We start from the raw sequence: 16,235 nt of genomic DNA on the forward strand, positions 1-16,235 counted from the left end.
TTCTTTTTGAATCGGTGGCTTTTTTTTATGGAAGTGTCGCTCGGATGTTCTTGACCGCTTCGGGAAATTGGTAGTCCTGATACGAACTTCTAAGCGCGTGATTGTCGATCAACGCCTGGAAAAAGGCCGCATCTTCGGGATTCGGAAGTGCTTCGGCATATCTTACGAAAGTTTCTGTCGGATCTTTGCCTTTGTCGAAACGCGTCTGGATTTCCTGCCAGTAAATGCCCGAATCGAATCGGATAAAAACGTTTTTCGGATCTATGGCCAAAGCCGATGCCAATTTCTCGCGAATTAATTTGGGATCGTCATCAGATGGAATTAGGACTTCGACCAAGTGGTCAACGACTGGTTTTTCGCCTTTGGAAACTTCGGATGCATTTCTGATAAAAGCGATATCATGCGACAATTTGTAGGTTTTGAACTGCGGAAACGTTGCGAATTTTGCTTCCATTTCCAATTCGGATGCTTTTTTTATGTCGAACAATTTCGGATTTCTCACAAAATTGAGGTCGAACCCAGTCCAATCGAAAATCGAATTATAGATCGCCGACCGCGCTTCCTTGGTTTTTAAAGTCGCAAACGCGCGAATGTAGGCTTCGTTCCAATTGAGTTCCTTACTGCTTTCCAATTTTCGCGAATCGATCAGGAAACGTTGGTAATCGAAAAGCAGGAATGAAACGGTTTCCTTGTCGTCGAATTTGGCCAGTGTCTCGATGACATAATAACTCGCTTTGTTGCGATCGCAGTTCGAGAGGTAATATTTGAGGCTGGGAAGGCACTCGCGCAAGTTTTGCTTTACAATGACGTCGGCAATTTTCGAAGCCAGTTTGTCGTTCTTCTGGAGTAGATTGGAGTTCAGCGAATTCACGTAATCGCGGCTTCCCATTTCCTGAAGTGCGTTTATCACGATGTCGAATTGGTCAACGTCGTTCGTGTTGAGCAGCAACAGCAAATCTGGAATCGCGGGTTTGTATTTCAGTTTTCCCAAAGCGTGGATAATCTCGGTCTGTCCGCCGTCGATGCGATTCATCACGGGATTCATGAGATTGTCCGGGCCAAAATTTCTGGAGTTGGCTTTTTTCAGATGTTCTACGAACAAAGGCCCAACGATTTCCGCAGGTTCGGTTTTCAATTGGCGCACCGCTTCGCCCTGAACCAAACTGCTGTCGTCCTTGAGCAATTTCGCAAGCACGTTTCTCGAAAGCTCATTTTTCACGTTTCCAAGAACTTGCGCGAGCGCATACTTGATATTTTCCGGAGCGTAATCGGCAAATTCGTCGTAAACTTCTTCGTATTTGTCGTGTCCGAGGAAGTACAATTGCATCAAATGTTGCGTCACCTGATCGGGATTCGCATCGGAAAGCAAACCCGAAAGCGAATTTTGGGTAACCATCGGAACATCTTTCTTTTCGAGATAAGCCTTGAGGAATTCCTCGAACTGCCTGAGCGAATAATAGCGTTGGTTTTTGTGGAAAGTCGTCGAAGTCAGGTCATATTGCACGTTTTTTCCTTTGACTTTCAGATCGCCCGAAGTGGCAGATTGCACTCGATAGGAGTGATTTGCTTCCATTTCGGCTTTTTTCTGCGGATTGTCTTGAAGCGTGGTTTCCCAATAATCGCGGTATTTCTTATTCCGATAAGTGTCGTCGAGAAAAACGACATATCGATCGCCTTTTTGCATTTTGTCGATCGGGCCGTAATGATTGCTGAAACCTTCAATCGATATTTCATCGCCGATTTTGAGATTGCCTTTGTAAAGCCGGACGATTTTTGCGTTGGCCGAAAATTCTCCGTCAGAAACATATTCCACCAAAGCGATAACGTCTGAATCATCGAGCATTTGCCTCCAACTCGGATCGATCCACGAATCGGCTTTCGCCTTGAAACAAGCCAGCACAAACCCAAAAACCAATATCGACCGAAGCAGTTTCATCTAATCACAAAAACCGTATTGAGACGAAAGTTCGTTCTTTTTGCCGGTCTTCACAATCGTATGCGACTGGATTTTTTGTCCAATCAACACATTTTCAAGGAAATCCACGATTTTTTGTTGTTCTTTCTCGAACAACCAACCGCTGTATTCGTGTCCGCCGCCGCAAAAGGTGTAAAGTTGGGTCGATGCGTTTTTGGCAATCGCGTGGTTGTAAATCGAGTACGATCCGAAAAGCATCAGCCAACCTGAAGCGTCCGATTTGCAGTAGTGATGAGCCGCCGTGCCGTATGGAACTGTCGAATCGCCGTTTCCGTGGAAGAAAAACATCGGGATGATATTTTTGTCGGTTATCAGATTCAGATCCATGATTGCGCCCGCGCCCGAAACCAATCCGGCATATTTGAACTCTTTCGGAAGTTTGTGATCGTAGAGTTTCATCGCATTTCTGTCCCAATAAGCCGCGTGCAGAACGGTTTCGGCTCCGGCACTCGAGCCCGATACGAAGATTTTGGAAACGTCGATGTTGAATTTGTCTCTATTCTGCAGAAAATAGGACGTAGCAAGCCACAAATCGTTCACACCGTATTGGAAAGCCTTGACTTTTTCGGACAAAATGCCGTCGCACGAAAACTTCTTGCCTTTTGCATATAAAGTATAAGTGATCGTCGCCGCCGCGAATCCGTGTTCTGACAAATATTGGCAAAACGCCGCGTTGTTCTGTCTTTGGCCGCCTGAAAATCCGCCGCCGTGTACGAAAAGCATCAGCGGAAGTTTGGACGAAGTTTTCTTGCTGGGCAAGTACAAATCGAGGTCAAGTTGCAAAGTGTCGTTCTTGAAATAGGTCAAAGTCTGCATTTTCTGGGCAGACAAGGCGCTTGTGAAAAGCAGCAGAAACAGTATTTTTTTCATCAGTCGGCCAATTGGTTTACGCGAAGTCCGAGCGCGAGCACGTTCGGCAGATATTCGTTGTTGAAATTGTGCATCAGGCGCACTTTGTATTTTCCACGAACGAGCGGTTTGGGCAAGTCGATCTTTTGGTCCAGATCGCAAAAATCGCCCGAGCAATCGCCTTTTTCCTCTCCGGAATCGGTTTTTGTCACAAAGTCAAAAGTCACGCTCGACATTTGTCCGTCAGGATAAGTCACTTCTGCGATCATCGGGATTTTGGCAAACTGCGCGCCGTAAACGTAACTCATGAAAACGTCCATTTCATAAGGTGTCGCGGCTTGCGCAATCTCGAATTCGTAGACTTTTATGTCCGATTTTTGCCAACGGTTTTCGTCGAAACTCTTATCGGTTTCCGAATAAAGGCTTTTTTCAGAACAGGAAATGGCCAAAAAGGTCAAAAGCAATAAAGCGACTCGTTTCATATCAAGCGGTTTTTAAGATGTGATTTACAATGGAATCGGCGTGGATTCGCGAGTTTTCGATAAACCATTTATGGGTTTCGAGTCCGCCGCAAACAACGCCGGCCAGGTACAGTCCCGGCACGTTGGTTTCCATGGTTTCAGGATCGTGTTTTGGAATCAGGCAATCGTCTTCGAGTGCGACTCCGGCTTTTTCGAGAAAGTCGAAATCGGGCCGATATCCCGTCAGCGCAAGCACAAAATCTGTTTCAATCGTCGTTTTTCCGTCGGAATTCTCGATGTCGACTTCGCCTTCGCGGATTTCGGTCACGCAAGAATTGAAAAATGCTTTGATACTTCCTTCTGCAATTCGGTTTTCCACGTCGGGCTTGACCCAATATTTCACTCGCGGATTGATTTCGTTTTTTCGAATGACCATCGTGACTTCGGCGCCTTTTCGCCAACATTCCAAAGCCGCGTCAACCGATGAATTGTTCGCGCCAACGACCAAAACCTTGCGAAATGCGAACTCGTGCGCTTCCTTGAAATAATGGCTTACGTTTGGCAGATTTTCGCCCGGAATTCCCATGTACAATGGAATGTCGTAAAATCCGGTGGCGATTACGACTTTTTTTGCCGTGTATTTCGCTTTCGCGGATGTAACGTCGAAAACGGAATCTTTTTTGGAAATCGACTCGACTTTTTCGAACAACCTGATGTCCAAACCAAAATAGCGTTGCACGTTTCTATAATATTCCAGCGCTTCCTGACGACCGGGTTTCGCGGCGAGACAATTGAACGGAATGCCGCCAATCTCGAGCCTTTCGGCGGTAGAAAAGAACGTCATGTAAAGCGGATAATTGAACAGGCTGTTCGTGAGCGCGCCTTTTTCGAGAATAATCGCGCTCAGGTTTGCCTTTCTGGCCGCGATCGCGCAAGCCATTCCAATCGGGCCGCCGCCGACAATCACCAAGTCGTAGGTCATTTCGGCCATTTCGAAAAAGGATTTTTGCTTAGGTAAGAATTGTAGTAGCGGTCGTCGTTCGTGACTTCTTGCCCGAGCCAGTCTGGTTTTTCGTACGGTTCGTTTTCGTCGGAAAGCTCCAATTCGGCTAAAATCAAACCGGAATTATCACCAAAAAATTCATCGACTTCAAAAGTGAGCCTTCCGACGGGAACTTCATAGCGTATTTTCTCGATGCTTCCAGATTCACAAAGTTTCAACAACGGTTTGGCTTCCATCAGCGAAATCTCGGTTTCCCATTCAAAACGCGTCGTTCCCGTTTCGTTTCCCTTGCCTTTTACGGTGATGAACCCGCTTTCGCCTTTGATTCTCACGCGAACGGTCCGCTCCGGATTCGAATTCAGATACCCTTGGGCAATGTGGAATTTATGGGAAGCCGAATTTTTGAAATCTTGCGATTTGACGAGGAATTTTCTTTCAATCTCGAGCATTTTTTCGGGGTGTATTTTGGCAACAAGTTAAGGAAATTCGGCGGTTTTATTGGTAATTTTACTCAAAGCACAACTATGAAATTTCGAAGCCGAAGGAAAAAAACTACTCCAGAAAATTACCTCAAACAACTTTGCAACCAAAATTCGCCTTGGCAGAAATTCGAAGGCGATCTCGACGTTTTGGTGCATTTGGTGCAATTGTTCCGACCGAAACATCCAACGAAAGTCAAATCGATCGAGATAACCGATTTTCTCAATTTCCTCAAAGCCAATCCCGAATGCTCACAAAAATTCGGAGATTATGTCAAATCGATTTTGGACGGTAAGAAATTCAGTCGGTTTTTGTCCGATGCGGGCGTTTTGAGCGATGCCGACTTTTTCAGCGAAATCAAGAAACGCATCGTGGCCAAATTTTTACCGCGACAACCCGAGAAAGACAAACTCGAGTATGTTTTGATCCAGGTTTTTTACAAAGCGACAGATCGCGCGTGGATCGAGAAAATTCCAAGAAATCAACTAGAAGAATTGTTCGATATCCTTGGTTTTACGCCGATTTTCGATTCGGTTGCGCCACAATCGCCATTGTCTGAAATGTTGCTTTCGATGCACTTGATCGCCCAAAGAATCTCGGGTCGCGCCATGGAAACCGACGTAATCAAAATGGTTCCAGAATTCGACGATCTCGAAAGTCCGTTCATCGCTTTCGAGAAGGAATTGCTCGTGATCGAGGACAGAATCCGAAATACCGATATCCACTACATAAGAACACAGGATTTGGTTTTCCGTCAGTTGAAAATCCTTCACAAACAATGTCTGGAATTCGTTGAAAGAGCGTTCGCCAACAGTTCCAAATATGGCATTTCCATCAAAGTGAACCAAAATTTGCTCAAGATCAGGCAGCAATTGCAGCGCTTGGAAGTTTTGATGCCTTTGCTCGCAATCGATTCGAAAGAAGATCGCCGAAAACACACGATCGATCTGGCGCTGAATCTCATCCGTTACAACGGCTACAAAAATAACGTGCAAAAATTCGTGAGTGAAAGTACGCAACTCATTTCGTACGAGATCACGCAACACGCGGCCAAAACCGGCGAACATTACATTACCGAGACGCCAAAAGGTTATTTCAAGATGCTTCGGTCAGCGCTTGGCGGCGGTTTAATCGTCGGATTGCTTTGTATTTTCAAGGTTTTGCTTTCGAAAGTCGAGACGAGCATTTTCGGGCACGCGTTTCTTTACAGCATGAATTACGCCTTCGGATTCATCCTGATTTATTTGACTGGCGCGACCCTGGCGACCAAACAGCCCGCGATGACAGCTTCGGCTTTGGCTCGCGCGCTTGAGGAAGGCGCGAAGGCGAGAGGCAAACGGGCAGACAAATATCAGGCGTTCGCGGTTTTGTTTGCGCGCGTTTTCCGGTCGCAGTTCATCGCTTTCGTGGGAAATGTCGTGATGGCTTTTCCGGTTTCGCTTTTCGGGATTTGGTTGATTGACTATTGCTTCGACTACAACATTGCGCGTTTCAAATGGCCTACTTTGCTTTTCGACATCAGCCCGGTGCATTCTCCGGCGATTTTCCATGCGGCGATTGCGGGCGTTTTCCTGTTTTTGTCGGGAATCATTTCCGGAAGCGTGGCCAATCGCGACAAGCACAATAAAATTTACTATCGGATTCAGGAACATCCGATGTTGAAAAATTTCTTCGGACGCGAAAAAACCCAAAAAATCGCCGATTGGTACGAGAAACGCTGGGCTGGCATCATCTCTAATTTCTGGTTCGGGGTTTTTATGGGAACGACGGCTTCGATCGGGATTTTTCTCGGGTTGAATCTTGACATCAGACACATTACCTTTGCAAGCGGAAATCTCGCTCTTGGTTTGTATGGCGCGCGTTTCACGATTGGCAGCTCGCTTTTGGTTTGGTGCCTTTTGGGAATCGTCGTTATCGGATTGGTGAACTTTTTAGTGAGTTTTACACTTTCGGTGACTTTGGCGTTGCGGTCGCGGAATATCTCGCTTCTCGATTTGAGATTCGTGGCTTTCGCGATTTTCAGACATTTCCTGACCAAACCTTTGAGCTTCTTTTTTCCGACAGAGAAACGCCAAACGACCGTCGGCATTCCGGCGCATGAGTAAAAAATGGAACCGAATCCCGTTGCCAACCGAAAGATCATTCACGTCGACATGGACGCGTTTTATGCGTCGGTAGAGCAATTGGACAATCCGGAATTGAGAGGAAAACCGATTGCGGTCGGCGGAAGCGAAAGGCGAGGCGTTGTTTCGGCGGCGAGTTACGAAGCCCGTAAATTTGGCGTCAGAAGTGCTTTGAGCGGCGTTTTGGCCAAGCGATATTGTCCGGAAATCATCTTTGTGCGGCCTAGATTCGATCGGTACAAGGAAATCTCTCAGCGCATCCGCAAAATCTTTCACGAATATACTGATCTGGTCGAACCTTTGTCGCTTGACGAGGCTTATCTCGACGTTACGGTCAACAAAAAAGGAAATCCGAGCGCGACGCTTTTGGCCCAGGAAATCCGTCAGCGCATCTTGGAGGAAACCGGACTTACGGCTTCGGCTGGAATTTCGATTAACAAGTTCGTGGCAAAAGTCGCATCTGATTACAACAAACCAAACGGACAAAAAACGGTGAATCCGGATGAGGTTTTGGATTTTCTGGAGAATCTTGCGATCAAGAAATTCCACGGCATCGGGAAAGTCACTGCCGAGAAGATGTACCAGTTGGGCATTTTCACCGGAAGAGATCTCAAGTCAAAAGATCTTGATTTTTTGGTGAATCACTTCGGAAAATCGGGCGGCTATTATTACCATATCGTGCGCGGCATCCACAACAGTGAGGTCAAGAGCGAGCGTGTGGCCAAATCTGTTGCGACCGAACACACTTTCAGCGAAAATCTCACTAGTGAAATCTTTATGGTCGAAAAGCTCGAGATGATTGCGGGCGAACTCGAACGTCGGCTAAAACGCTACGAAATCGCGGGAAAAACCATCACGCTCAAAATCAAATACAGCGATTTTACGCAGCAAACCAGGAGCAAAACGTTGCCTTATTTCATATCGGATAAGTCGCTTTTATACGATGCGGCCAAAGAACTGCTGTATCAGGAAAAGCCCAAAGATTCAGTGCGTTTGCTAGGGATTTCGTTGAACAATCTCAACACCGAGGAAAAGAAGACGGTCGCGGTCCAACTCAAGTTCGAGTTTTAAAGTGTTGTTGTCGTGGATGCGGTCTGTTGGCAATTTTTTTTACTCGGATGCTTATTTGAAATACTGAAAAAGCCGTCGGTTTAGGACGGCTTTCTTGTTTTTTATGAAGGTTCGGAATTAACTTCTTCTGCTCATCAAAATGCGCAAAATATACCAGAACAACAGCATTACAGACGAGAATAGTTGCAAAGCCGCGCCCACGTATTGTTGCGTTCCGTAGTTGTTCTTGATTTGATCTGTTTGATACAGGATGCTTGCGCAGGCCAAGACGACCATTCCGACAGAAAACCAAAGTCCTAGGTTAAATCCGAAAATCGCTCCGACCACAATCGTTCCCAAAGCGACGAATCCGCCCACGACGATAATTGTTCTAAGGAACGAGAAGTCTGTTCTCGTTGCGAAAACAACCGCCGTTAATCCTGAAAACATGAAAAGCGTAATGGTTGCCGCTTGTGTGATGATTTGGCTTCCGCCGTCCATTAGTGAGGCGATAGTCAGCATCGGCAGGAAAATGATGGCTTCCAGGATGACGTAGAATCCGAGTCCCAAATATTGTTTTTCCCTCGAAAGATCGAACGCCAGTTTCTCTGAAACCACAGAACCGAGCCAAAACAATCCGATAAGGAACAACCAAATGAATTTTCCGCTCAACATCCAGGCAATCACGTCGACTGGAACTGTTGCAAGCAGAATACCTTCGACTGCCATGAATGCCAAAATCGCCAAAGCGACATGCAGGTAAGTTTTTTTGTAGAACGTCGCTCTTTCAAGATCTGACGATTGAGAAACGATAATGTTGTTTTCCATGATGTCTGTTTTTTGTGTGGATAAAAATAGTGGAATTTCCATAAACTGAAAAAGCCACCCAAAACAAAGGTGGCTTTTTTATGAACAGGTTCGGGTTTATTCGATTTCAGATACACGCAAGGTGTTTACCATTCCTTTGTCAGTTAGCGGCATGGCAGCCAAATTGATCAGGAAGTCGCCTTTTTCGACAAAACCTTTGTCTCCTGCGATTTGGTTCACGTCAGTCACGGTTTCGTCTGTGCTGACAGATTTGTCGTAGTAGAAACATTTCACGCCCCAAAGCAGGTTCAATTGCGTCAGGATCTTTTTGTTCGAGGTGAAAACCAAAATGTGCGAAGACGGTCTCCAAGCCGAAATCTGGAAAGCCGTGTAACCGCTGTTTGTCAAAGTACAGATCGCTTTTGCGCGGATCACGTTTGCCATAGAAGCCGCGTGATAACAAATTGTTTTTGTGATAAAACGCTTTGTACGGACTTGTGGCGTGTTCTGCGGAACCTGGATCAGCGGTGAATCTTCGACTGCTTCAATGATTTGAGTCATTTTTTCGATAACCTGTACAGGATAATTTCCTACGGAAGTTTCTCCTGACAACATTACCGCATCGGCACCGTCCATTACCGAGTTCGCCACGTCGTTGACCTCGGCACGTGTTGGTGTAAGGCTTGTGATCATCGTTTCCATCATTTGTGTGGCGATGATTACCGGAATTCTCGCAGTTTTTGCGCGGTTGACGAGTTTCTTTTGGATAAGCGGAACTTCGTGAGCCGGAACTTCGACACCCAAATCACCACGCGCAACCATCAAGCCGTCGCAGAACGCCACGATCTTGTCGATGTTTTCTACAGCTTCGGGTTTCTCGATTTTGGCTATGATAGGAATTTTTTGATCTGTGTGTTGTGCGATCAAATCCTGAAGTTCTTCAAGATCTTTTGGCGTACGCACGAAAGAAAGTGCGATCCAGTCGACTTGGCATTCTATCGCGAAAATCGCGTCCTTGATATCTTTTTGTGTCAAAGCCGGAAGCGAAACCTTGGTATTCGGAAGGTTCACGCCTTTTTTCGACTTCAACGGTCCGCCTTGGACTACGCGACACAAAACTTCGGTTGATCCGTTTGTGGAAACGGCTTCGAACATCAGTTTTCCGTCGTCAAGCAAGATTTTCTCGCCTGGATTTACGTCGGCTGGAAAGGCTTTGTAGTTCATGTAAACGCGTTCGGCAGTTCCCGGAATGTCTTCGGATGTCTGGAACGTGATCAAATCGCCGGGATTTACCACGACATCGTCTTTCATCACGCCCACGCGCAATTTCGGGCCTTGAAGGTCGGCAAGGATCGCGGTCGTGTATCCGAATTCGTCGTTTAGCGAGCGAATGGTGTCAATCTTGTGTTTTACGTCGTCATAGTCAGCGTGCGAAAAATTGACACGAAATACGTTGACACCAGCGTCAATCATATCTTTCAGCACTTCGCGCGTGCTACAGGCTGGCCCAAGGGTGGCAACAATTTTCGTTTTCTTGTTCGTTGGCATTTTATTAGAAGATTAAATTGTTAATCGATTTTATACGAGTCGTATCCAAAGTATAGGATGTCGTGACTTGTTGTATTTTCTGCATTTTCTCGCAGATGGATTCGGCCGGTTCATCGAAATTTTGAAGTTTCAAGATGTAGTCGACCTTTTTGAATTCTGGAAGCAAATAAGCTTTTGACGAGATTTTCACGTTGGAATTCGCGAACAAATCTGCGGAAGTGTCACTTTCCTGACTCGAGAATTCGCTTTTGTTCTGGATCAGATCCCACGTTGCGCAAGAGAATTCATCCTCAAATGAAAAACGCGAGAGCGCGGCGCTTCCGGTTTTGGATGTAATCGGGATGTTATTTTCGCTCTTGGCCAAAAGCACAGGGAAATTTTGGTTGATGAAAAAGGCCAGTCGGTAATCCTCTAAAGAAGTGTGGATCGCGATGAGTTGATAATCGATTTCGTCAAACTCATCGATGTTCAATTTGTAGACGGCCATTTTGCTTCAAATAAGCCGTAAAGATAACATTTATAAACCACTACCGAAAAAATGAAATTCAACTTTACGTTAATTTGTCAACGAAAACGATATAGTTTTAGAGAATGTGATTTATTTTTTGTTAATTTTTTCCTGAAATGCAAAATAGGCGCGTTGAGATGCTTTCTCTTCGGCTTTCTTTTTGGATGTGGCGCGCGCTTTTGATACGACTTTTCCTCCAATACTCAATCTGACGCCGTACAAACGCTGTCCGTCGATGCCGTTGTCCTCGAAAACATCGTAGTGGAAAGTGAGTTTTTCCTTTTGACACCATTCGATGAGCAAGCTTTTATAGCTGATGACTTTTCCTTCCAGTCGCGGAATGTCTACGTAAGGTTCGATGACGCGTTTCTGGATGAACATCTCACAATACGGATAACCTCTGTCGAGATAGATCGCACCGACCAAAGCCTCGAAAATGTTTCCGTGCACGTTTTCGCCAAAATGCACCGGGGCGATTTTGCTGTCGATGAATCCGATGAGGTTCAAGTCGCGTCCGAGTTCGTTCAAATGCTCCCGACTCACGATCTTGGAGCGCATTTTCGTGAGATAACCTTCATCGCCGGACGGAACTTCGTTGAACAAATGTGCCGCGATTACCGAACTCAGCATCGCATCGCCCAGAAATTCAAGTCTTTCGTAATTGACGGGATTTCCATTTGCGTCGTGTTTGTTTGAAGACCGATGCGTGAAAGATTTTCGGTAAGGGTCGAGCGTAAGTGGCTCAAAGCCCAGAATGGCCTTGAGTGTGTCAAAAAAAATCCCGTCTTCTGGAGAACGGGAATCTTTTTTAATGAAAATATTTTTAAAAATCTTTTTCAAAAATTATTCCTCGAGTTTTTTCACAAGCACGCAGGCATTGTGTCCGCCGAAGCCGAAAGTGTTGCTCATGACGACTTTCATTTCGCGCTTTTGGGCTTTGTTGAAAGTGAAATTCAGTTTCGGATTGATGTTTTCGTCGTCAGTAAAATGATTGATCGTAGGCGGAACGATTCCGTGCACGATCGATAAAATGGATGCAATGGTTTCGATGGCTCCGGCGGCTCCAAGTAAGTGGCCGGTCATCGATTTTGTCGAGTTGAGGTTCATTGTGTAAGCGTGTTCCCCGAAAACAGCTTCGATTGCCTTAGATTCGGCGATATCGCCAAGCGGAGTCGACGTTCCGTGCATGTTTACGCCGTCTACGTCTTCGGGCTTCAAACCAGCGTCTCTCAAACAGTACAACATTACGTTTCTGGCTCCAAATCCTTCCGGATGTGGCGCTGTGATGTGATGCGCATCAGCAGACATTCCGCCTCCGCCAACTTCACAGTATATTTTTGCTCCACGCGCTTTTGCGTGTTCGTATTCTTCCAAGATAAGTGAGCCGGCACCTTCACCGAGTACGAATCCGTCGCGGCCTTTGTCCATTGGACGCGAAGCTGTTTCAGGGCTGTCATTGCGGGTTGAAAGCGCGTGCATGGCGTTGAATCCGCCCATTCCTGCGATCGTTACGGCTGCTTCCGATCCGCCTGTCACCATTACATCGGCATGACCCAGACGAATGTAGTTGAAAGCGTCGATAAGTGCGTTCGTAGACGAGGCGCAGGCTGAAACCGTGGTAAAGTTCGGTCCACGGAAACCGTATTTTATTGAAATATGTCCGCCAGCGATGTCGGCGATCATTTTCGGGATGAAGAACGGGTTGAATTTCGGGACACCGTTTCCGGCAGAAAATTCCATTACCTCTTGCTGGAACGTTTCAAGACCTCCGATTCCGGAACCCCAAATTACTCCGACTCTGTCTTTGTCCAATGTTTCAAAATCAAAATTGGCATCTTTCACGGCTTCTTCCGAAGACACGATTGCGTACTGTGCGTAACGGTCCATTTTACGAGCTTCTTTGCGCTCGACGAAATCCTCGACGTTGAAATTCTTGACCTCGCAAGCGAATTTGGTCTTGAAATGCGTGGTGTCGAAATACGTAATAGGAGCCGCTCCCGACTTACCGGCGATCAGCGCATCCCAATATTCCTGGACTGTATTTCCTATCGGGGTTAATGCTCCTAAACCTGTAACAACTACGCGACGTAATGTCATATTTAATCTTGATTTATTGTTTAAACAAATAATACCTATGCTTTATTCCTTTAGGGTCATTAAAGTCACAGGTATTATCTAGTATTCAGATGATTGAGTGAACAATCAGGATGATCTATTCAAAAAATAATAACACCCGCAAACTTAATGGAATACGGGTGCTGGGAAATATTATTTTTTAGCCTCTTCGATGTAAGAAATCGCCTGACCTACAGTAGCGATGTTCTCCGCTTGGTCGTCTGGAATCTGGATGTCAAATTCTTTTTCAAATTCCATGATAAGCTCAACAGTGTCTAGGGAGTCTGCCCCCAAATCGTTGGTGAAGCTTGCTTCCGCAACGACTTCATTCTCATCAACGCCTAGTTTGTCTACGATAATCGCTTTAACTCTTGATGCAATGTCTGACATAATCTTTCTTTTTAAATTTTAATTTGTTGGCAAAAATAAAAACTTTTATTTTAAAACAACCTTTTGGTTCGGAAATGTGAGAACTAATATAAAAAATTAATTTCATAAAGAACCGCTAATTTTGTCCATTCTGGCTAATATTCCGTTTTTTTGCGGACGAAAAAACAACACATGAAAAAGCTCGTCCTTTTCGCTTCCGGCGCGGGTTCGAACGTCGAAAATATCATTAAGTATTTTAAGGATAGATCCGACGTCACGATCGCGGCAGTCTTCACCAACAAACCCGATGCAGGCGTTGTCGACAAAGCGCAATTGTATAACATTCCGGTGGTGATTTCGGCGAAACCTGATCTTGAAAACGGCAGTGCTTTTGCCGAAGTGAATCGGTTTTCGCCAGATCTGATCGTGTTGGCCGGCTTTTTACTCAAATTTCCGTCAGCTATCATTTCGGCCTATCCGAACAAGGTCGTCAACATCCATCCGGCGTTGCTTCCGAAATATGGCGGAAAAGGCATGTACGGAATGAACGTCCACAAAGCGATTTTGGAAAATAACGAAGCCGAAACCGGAATTTCCATCCATTACGTGAACGAGCATTACGACGAAGGCGCGATCGTCTTCCAGGAAAAAGTTGACGTCTCCGATTGCGATTCGCCTGAACAGATTGCCGCGCGCGTCCGGAAATTGGAGCACGAACATTTTCCGTTGGTCATCGAAAAACTGCTGTTTTCGTGAAATGTTTGCTTTTGATAGCGTCTGTTTTGATCTTCGGATGCGGTCGTAAACCGGATTCGAAAGTTTCTGTCGGAACGCTTGGCGATACTTCGGATATGTCCAAAAGTCAAACTTCAAATGGCGACGACTTCGACACTTTTTTCGTCAGGTTCGCCTCCGACAGCATTTTCCAGAAAAAACACGTGCTCTTCCCGCTCGAGAATTTTTATTCCGATGAAGATTTCCCGCTTGACATGATGGAAAACCCGATTTACGAGGAAGACTATGCGTTTGTGGATTTCTCGGGCGACAAATCGGCGAAAGCGTTACAATCGAATCCTTATAAGATCGAAGTTCAAAAAGAATCCGATAGCGTTTTTTACAGACAATTGGGAATCGGGAATTACCGCAACATCACTTACACGTTCGCCCGCAATCGAAATTCGTGGCAATTAGTAGAAATCAAAGACCTGACCGATTGATGCACACAGTTCATTTATATACCGATGGCGCGGCCAAAGGAAATCCCGGGCCTGGCGGATACGGCGTCGTACTGGAACTCGTCGGCACGCCTTACCGAAAAGAATTCTACGAAGGTTTTAGGCTTACGACCAATAACAGGATGGAACTTTTGGCGGTGATCGTCGGACTCGAGAAGTTGAAACAGCCCATGACGAAGGTTTTGGTGGTTTCCGATTCGAAGTATGTGATCGATTCTGTCGTAAAGAATTGGGTTTTCGGATGGGAGAAAAAAGGTTTCGCGGGAAAGAAGAATCCTGATTTATGGAAGCGTTTCCTCAAGATCTATCGGCAACATCAAGTCGATTTCAAATGGGTGAAAGGACATAACAATCATCCGCAGAATGAACGTTGCGACCAATTGGCGGTTATGGGAAGCCAGCTTGCCAATTTGAATATCGATGCTTTTTATGAGCGGGAAGAAGGTAAGATGCTCTGATTTTTTATCTGAATATTCGGCGCGTTAAACCCTTTTTGAATTTTAACAATTTTTACGGAAAATCTGTAATCGGTTTAGCTGCTGCTTCCTTACTTTTCTAACCCTGTCAGGGTTATAAACCCTGTCACTGTTTTAAACGGTGACAGGGTCAAATTCGGGAAATGCTAAAGTAACAGCTTTAAAATAGGGCGCATAAACATCTAAAATCCAGTTATTTATTTTTGCAAAACTTTACCAATTCGCCACGTTGCAACTTTCTACATTATAAAGTATCTTTGCGCCTTCAATTTACTACTTGAATGAACAAACTACTCATTGTCGGCACCGTTGCTTTCGACGCAATCGAAACGCCTTTCGGGAAAACCGATAAAATTCTCGGTGGAGCCGCGACCTACATTGGTCTGTCCGCATCCCATTTCAACGTAAAATCCGCAATCGTTTCTGTCGTGGGCGAAGATTTCCCACAGGAATATCTCGATTTGCTCACCAAGAGAAACATCGACATTTCGGCGATCGAAGTCGTGAAAGGTGGAAAAACCTTCTTTTGGGCGGGAAAATACCACAACGACCTGAATTCGCGCGACACTTTGGTGACCGAACTCAATGTCTTGGCCGATTTCCAACCGAAAGTTCCGCAGGATTTCAAAAACGCCGAAGTGGTAATGCTAGGAAACCTGCATCCGCTTGTTCAGACAAGTGTTTTGGATCAGATGGAAACCACGCCAAAGTTGGTCGTTCTCGACACGATGAACTTCTGGATGGATTGCGCCCTGCCAGAATTGATGGACGTCATCAAGCGAGTAGACGTAATCACGATCAACGACGAGGAAGCGCGCCAATTGTCAGGCGAGTATTCGCTTGTGAAAGCCGCTGCGAAAATCCACCAAATGGGTCCGAAATATGTCGTGATCAAAAAAGGGGAACACGGCGCGTTGATTTTCCATGGAAAGGAAGTTTTCTTCGCTCCGGCCTTGCCGCTTGAGGAAGTTTTCGATCCGACGGGAGCCGGAGACACATTCGCCGGAGGTTTTTCTGGTTATTTGGCCCAAAGCGAGAACATCTCGTTTGACAACATGAAAAATGCGATCATATACGGTTCGAACCTGGCTTCGTTCTGCGTCGAGAAATTCGGCACCGAGCGAATGGAAGCGCTTGAAAAAGACGAGGTTGTAGCACGCCTCAAACAGTTCAGGGCGCTTACGCAGTTCGACATCGCTTTGCAATAAAGAAGAAGTACGCCTCGGAAACGGGGCG

General features: G+C 45.8%; 17 protein-coding genes. 6 read left to right on the plus strand and 11 right to left on the minus strand.

Features of this window, described 5'->3' with window-relative positions:
- Positions 1 to 25 precede the first annotated feature (25 nt).
- From EOO49_RS05910 to EOO49_RS05930, 5 genes are read right to left on the minus strand one after another with little or no spacing between them, the layout of a single operon-like run.
- Positions 26 to 1,936: a HEAT repeat domain-containing protein gene (locus EOO49_RS05910; RefSeq protein ID WP_290843703.1), complete on the minus strand. Its 1,911-nt coding sequence runs from the start codon at positions 1,934 to 1,936 to the stop codon at positions 26 to 28.
- A complete protein-coding gene (locus EOO49_RS05915; RefSeq protein ID WP_290843705.1) occupies positions 1,937 to 2,845 on the minus strand; it encodes an alpha/beta hydrolase in 909 nt (302 codons plus the stop codon).
- Entirely contained in the window at positions 2,845 to 3,306 is a 462-nt protein-coding gene (locus EOO49_RS05920; RefSeq protein ID WP_290843707.1) for a hypothetical protein, read from the minus strand. Before EOO49_RS05920 ends, EOO49_RS05915 begins: the two co-directional genes overlap by 1 nt.
- 1 nt (position 3,307) lies before the next feature.
- The gene (locus EOO49_RS05925; RefSeq protein WP_290843709.1) at positions 3,308 to 4,276 is read right to left on the minus strand and encodes a YpdA family putative bacillithiol disulfide reductase; all 969 of its coding nucleotides are present in this window, start codon (positions 4,274 to 4,276) and stop codon (positions 3,308 to 3,310) included.
- Positions 4,264 to 4,737, minus strand: a complete 474-nt coding sequence (locus EOO49_RS05930) for a CYTH domain-containing protein (protein ID WP_290843710.1) — start codon at positions 4,735 to 4,737, stop codon at positions 4,264 to 4,266. Before EOO49_RS05930 ends, EOO49_RS05925 begins: the two co-directional genes overlap by 13 nt.
- 75 nt (positions 4,738 to 4,812) lie before the next feature.
- On the opposite strand from EOO49_RS05930, the gene EOO49_RS05935 reads away from it, so the two are divergent.
- Both EOO49_RS05935 and dinB read left to right on the plus strand, forming a co-directional pair.
- A complete protein-coding gene (locus EOO49_RS05935; protein ID WP_290843711.1) occupies positions 4,813 to 6,873 on the plus strand; it encodes a recombinase in 2,061 nt (686 codons plus the stop codon).
- Positions 6,874 to 6,876: 3 nt separating this feature from the next.
- On the plus strand, positions 6,877 to 7,962 hold the full coding sequence (dinB, locus tag EOO49_RS05940) for a DNA polymerase IV (RefSeq protein ID WP_290843712.1): 1,086 nt from the start codon (positions 6,877 to 6,879) through the stop codon (positions 7,960 to 7,962).
- A 117-nt stretch (positions 7,963 to 8,079) separates the two neighbouring features.
- Here dinB and EOO49_RS05945 read toward each other — a convergent pair whose 3' ends face one another.
- The 6 genes from EOO49_RS05945 to EOO49_RS05970 all read right to left on the minus strand — a co-directional run bounded on the left by EOO49_RS05945 (position 8,080) and on the right by EOO49_RS05970 (position 13,309).
- On the minus strand, positions 8,080 to 8,769 hold the full coding sequence (locus tag EOO49_RS05945; protein WP_290843714.1) for a Bax inhibitor-1 family protein: 690 nt from the start codon (positions 8,767 to 8,769) through the stop codon (positions 8,080 to 8,082).
- 96 nt (positions 8,770 to 8,865) lie between these two features.
- A complete protein-coding gene (gene pyk, locus EOO49_RS05950; RefSeq protein WP_290843716.1) occupies positions 8,866 to 10,296 on the minus strand; it encodes a pyruvate kinase in 1,431 nt (476 codons plus the stop codon).
- 4 nt (positions 10,297 to 10,300) lie between these two features.
- Complete coding sequence (locus EOO49_RS05955; protein WP_290843718.1) at positions 10,301 to 10,783, minus strand: IPExxxVDY family protein; 483 nt, start codon at positions 10,781 to 10,783, stop codon at positions 10,301 to 10,303.
- 111 nt (positions 10,784 to 10,894) lie between these two features.
- Positions 10,895 to 11,644, minus strand: coding sequence for a ribonuclease III domain-containing protein (locus EOO49_RS05960; protein ID WP_290843720.1), 750 nt, complete (start codon positions 11,642 to 11,644; stop codon positions 10,895 to 10,897).
- Between the two features lie 3 nt (positions 11,645 to 11,647).
- The gene (gene fabF / locus EOO49_RS05965) at positions 11,648 to 12,901 is read right to left on the minus strand and encodes a beta-ketoacyl-ACP synthase II (protein ID WP_290843722.1); all 1,254 of its coding nucleotides are present in this window, start codon (positions 12,899 to 12,901) and stop codon (positions 11,648 to 11,650) included.
- Positions 12,902 to 13,072: 171 nt separating this feature from the next.
- Entirely contained in the window at positions 13,073 to 13,309 is a 237-nt protein-coding gene (locus tag EOO49_RS05970; RefSeq protein WP_002988156.1) for an acyl carrier protein, read from the minus strand.
- Positions 13,310 to 13,480: 171 nt separating this feature from the next.
- Between EOO49_RS05970 and EOO49_RS05975 the strand changes: the two genes are divergently transcribed.
- The 4 genes from EOO49_RS05975 (at position 13,481) to EOO49_RS05990 (ending at position 16,207) form a co-directional block, all read left to right on the plus strand.
- Positions 13,481 to 14,044, plus strand: coding sequence for a phosphoribosylglycinamide formyltransferase (locus EOO49_RS05975; RefSeq protein WP_290843725.1), 564 nt, complete (start codon positions 13,481 to 13,483; stop codon positions 14,042 to 14,044).
- Positions 14,041 to 14,505, plus strand: a complete 465-nt coding sequence (locus EOO49_RS05980; protein ID WP_290843727.1) for a DUF4348 domain-containing protein — start codon at positions 14,041 to 14,043, stop codon at positions 14,503 to 14,505. The genes EOO49_RS05975 and EOO49_RS05980 overlap by 4 nt, the downstream gene beginning before the upstream one ends.
- Positions 14,502 to 14,981: a ribonuclease HI gene (gene rnhA / locus EOO49_RS05985; RefSeq protein WP_290843729.1), complete on the plus strand. Its 480-nt coding sequence runs from the start codon at positions 14,502 to 14,504 to the stop codon at positions 14,979 to 14,981. The genes EOO49_RS05980 and rnhA overlap by 4 nt, the downstream gene beginning before the upstream one ends.
- A 299-nt stretch (positions 14,982 to 15,280) precedes the next feature.
- On the plus strand, positions 15,281 to 16,207 hold the full coding sequence (locus EOO49_RS05990; protein ID WP_290843731.1) for a PfkB family carbohydrate kinase: 927 nt from the start codon (positions 15,281 to 15,283) through the stop codon (positions 16,205 to 16,207).
- Positions 16,208 to 16,235 lie beyond the last annotated feature (28 nt).

The organism is Flavobacterium sp. (assembly GCF_004295795.1).
In the GTDB taxonomy this organism is placed as follows: Bacteria; Bacteroidota; Bacteroidia; order Flavobacteriales; family Flavobacteriaceae; genus Flavobacterium.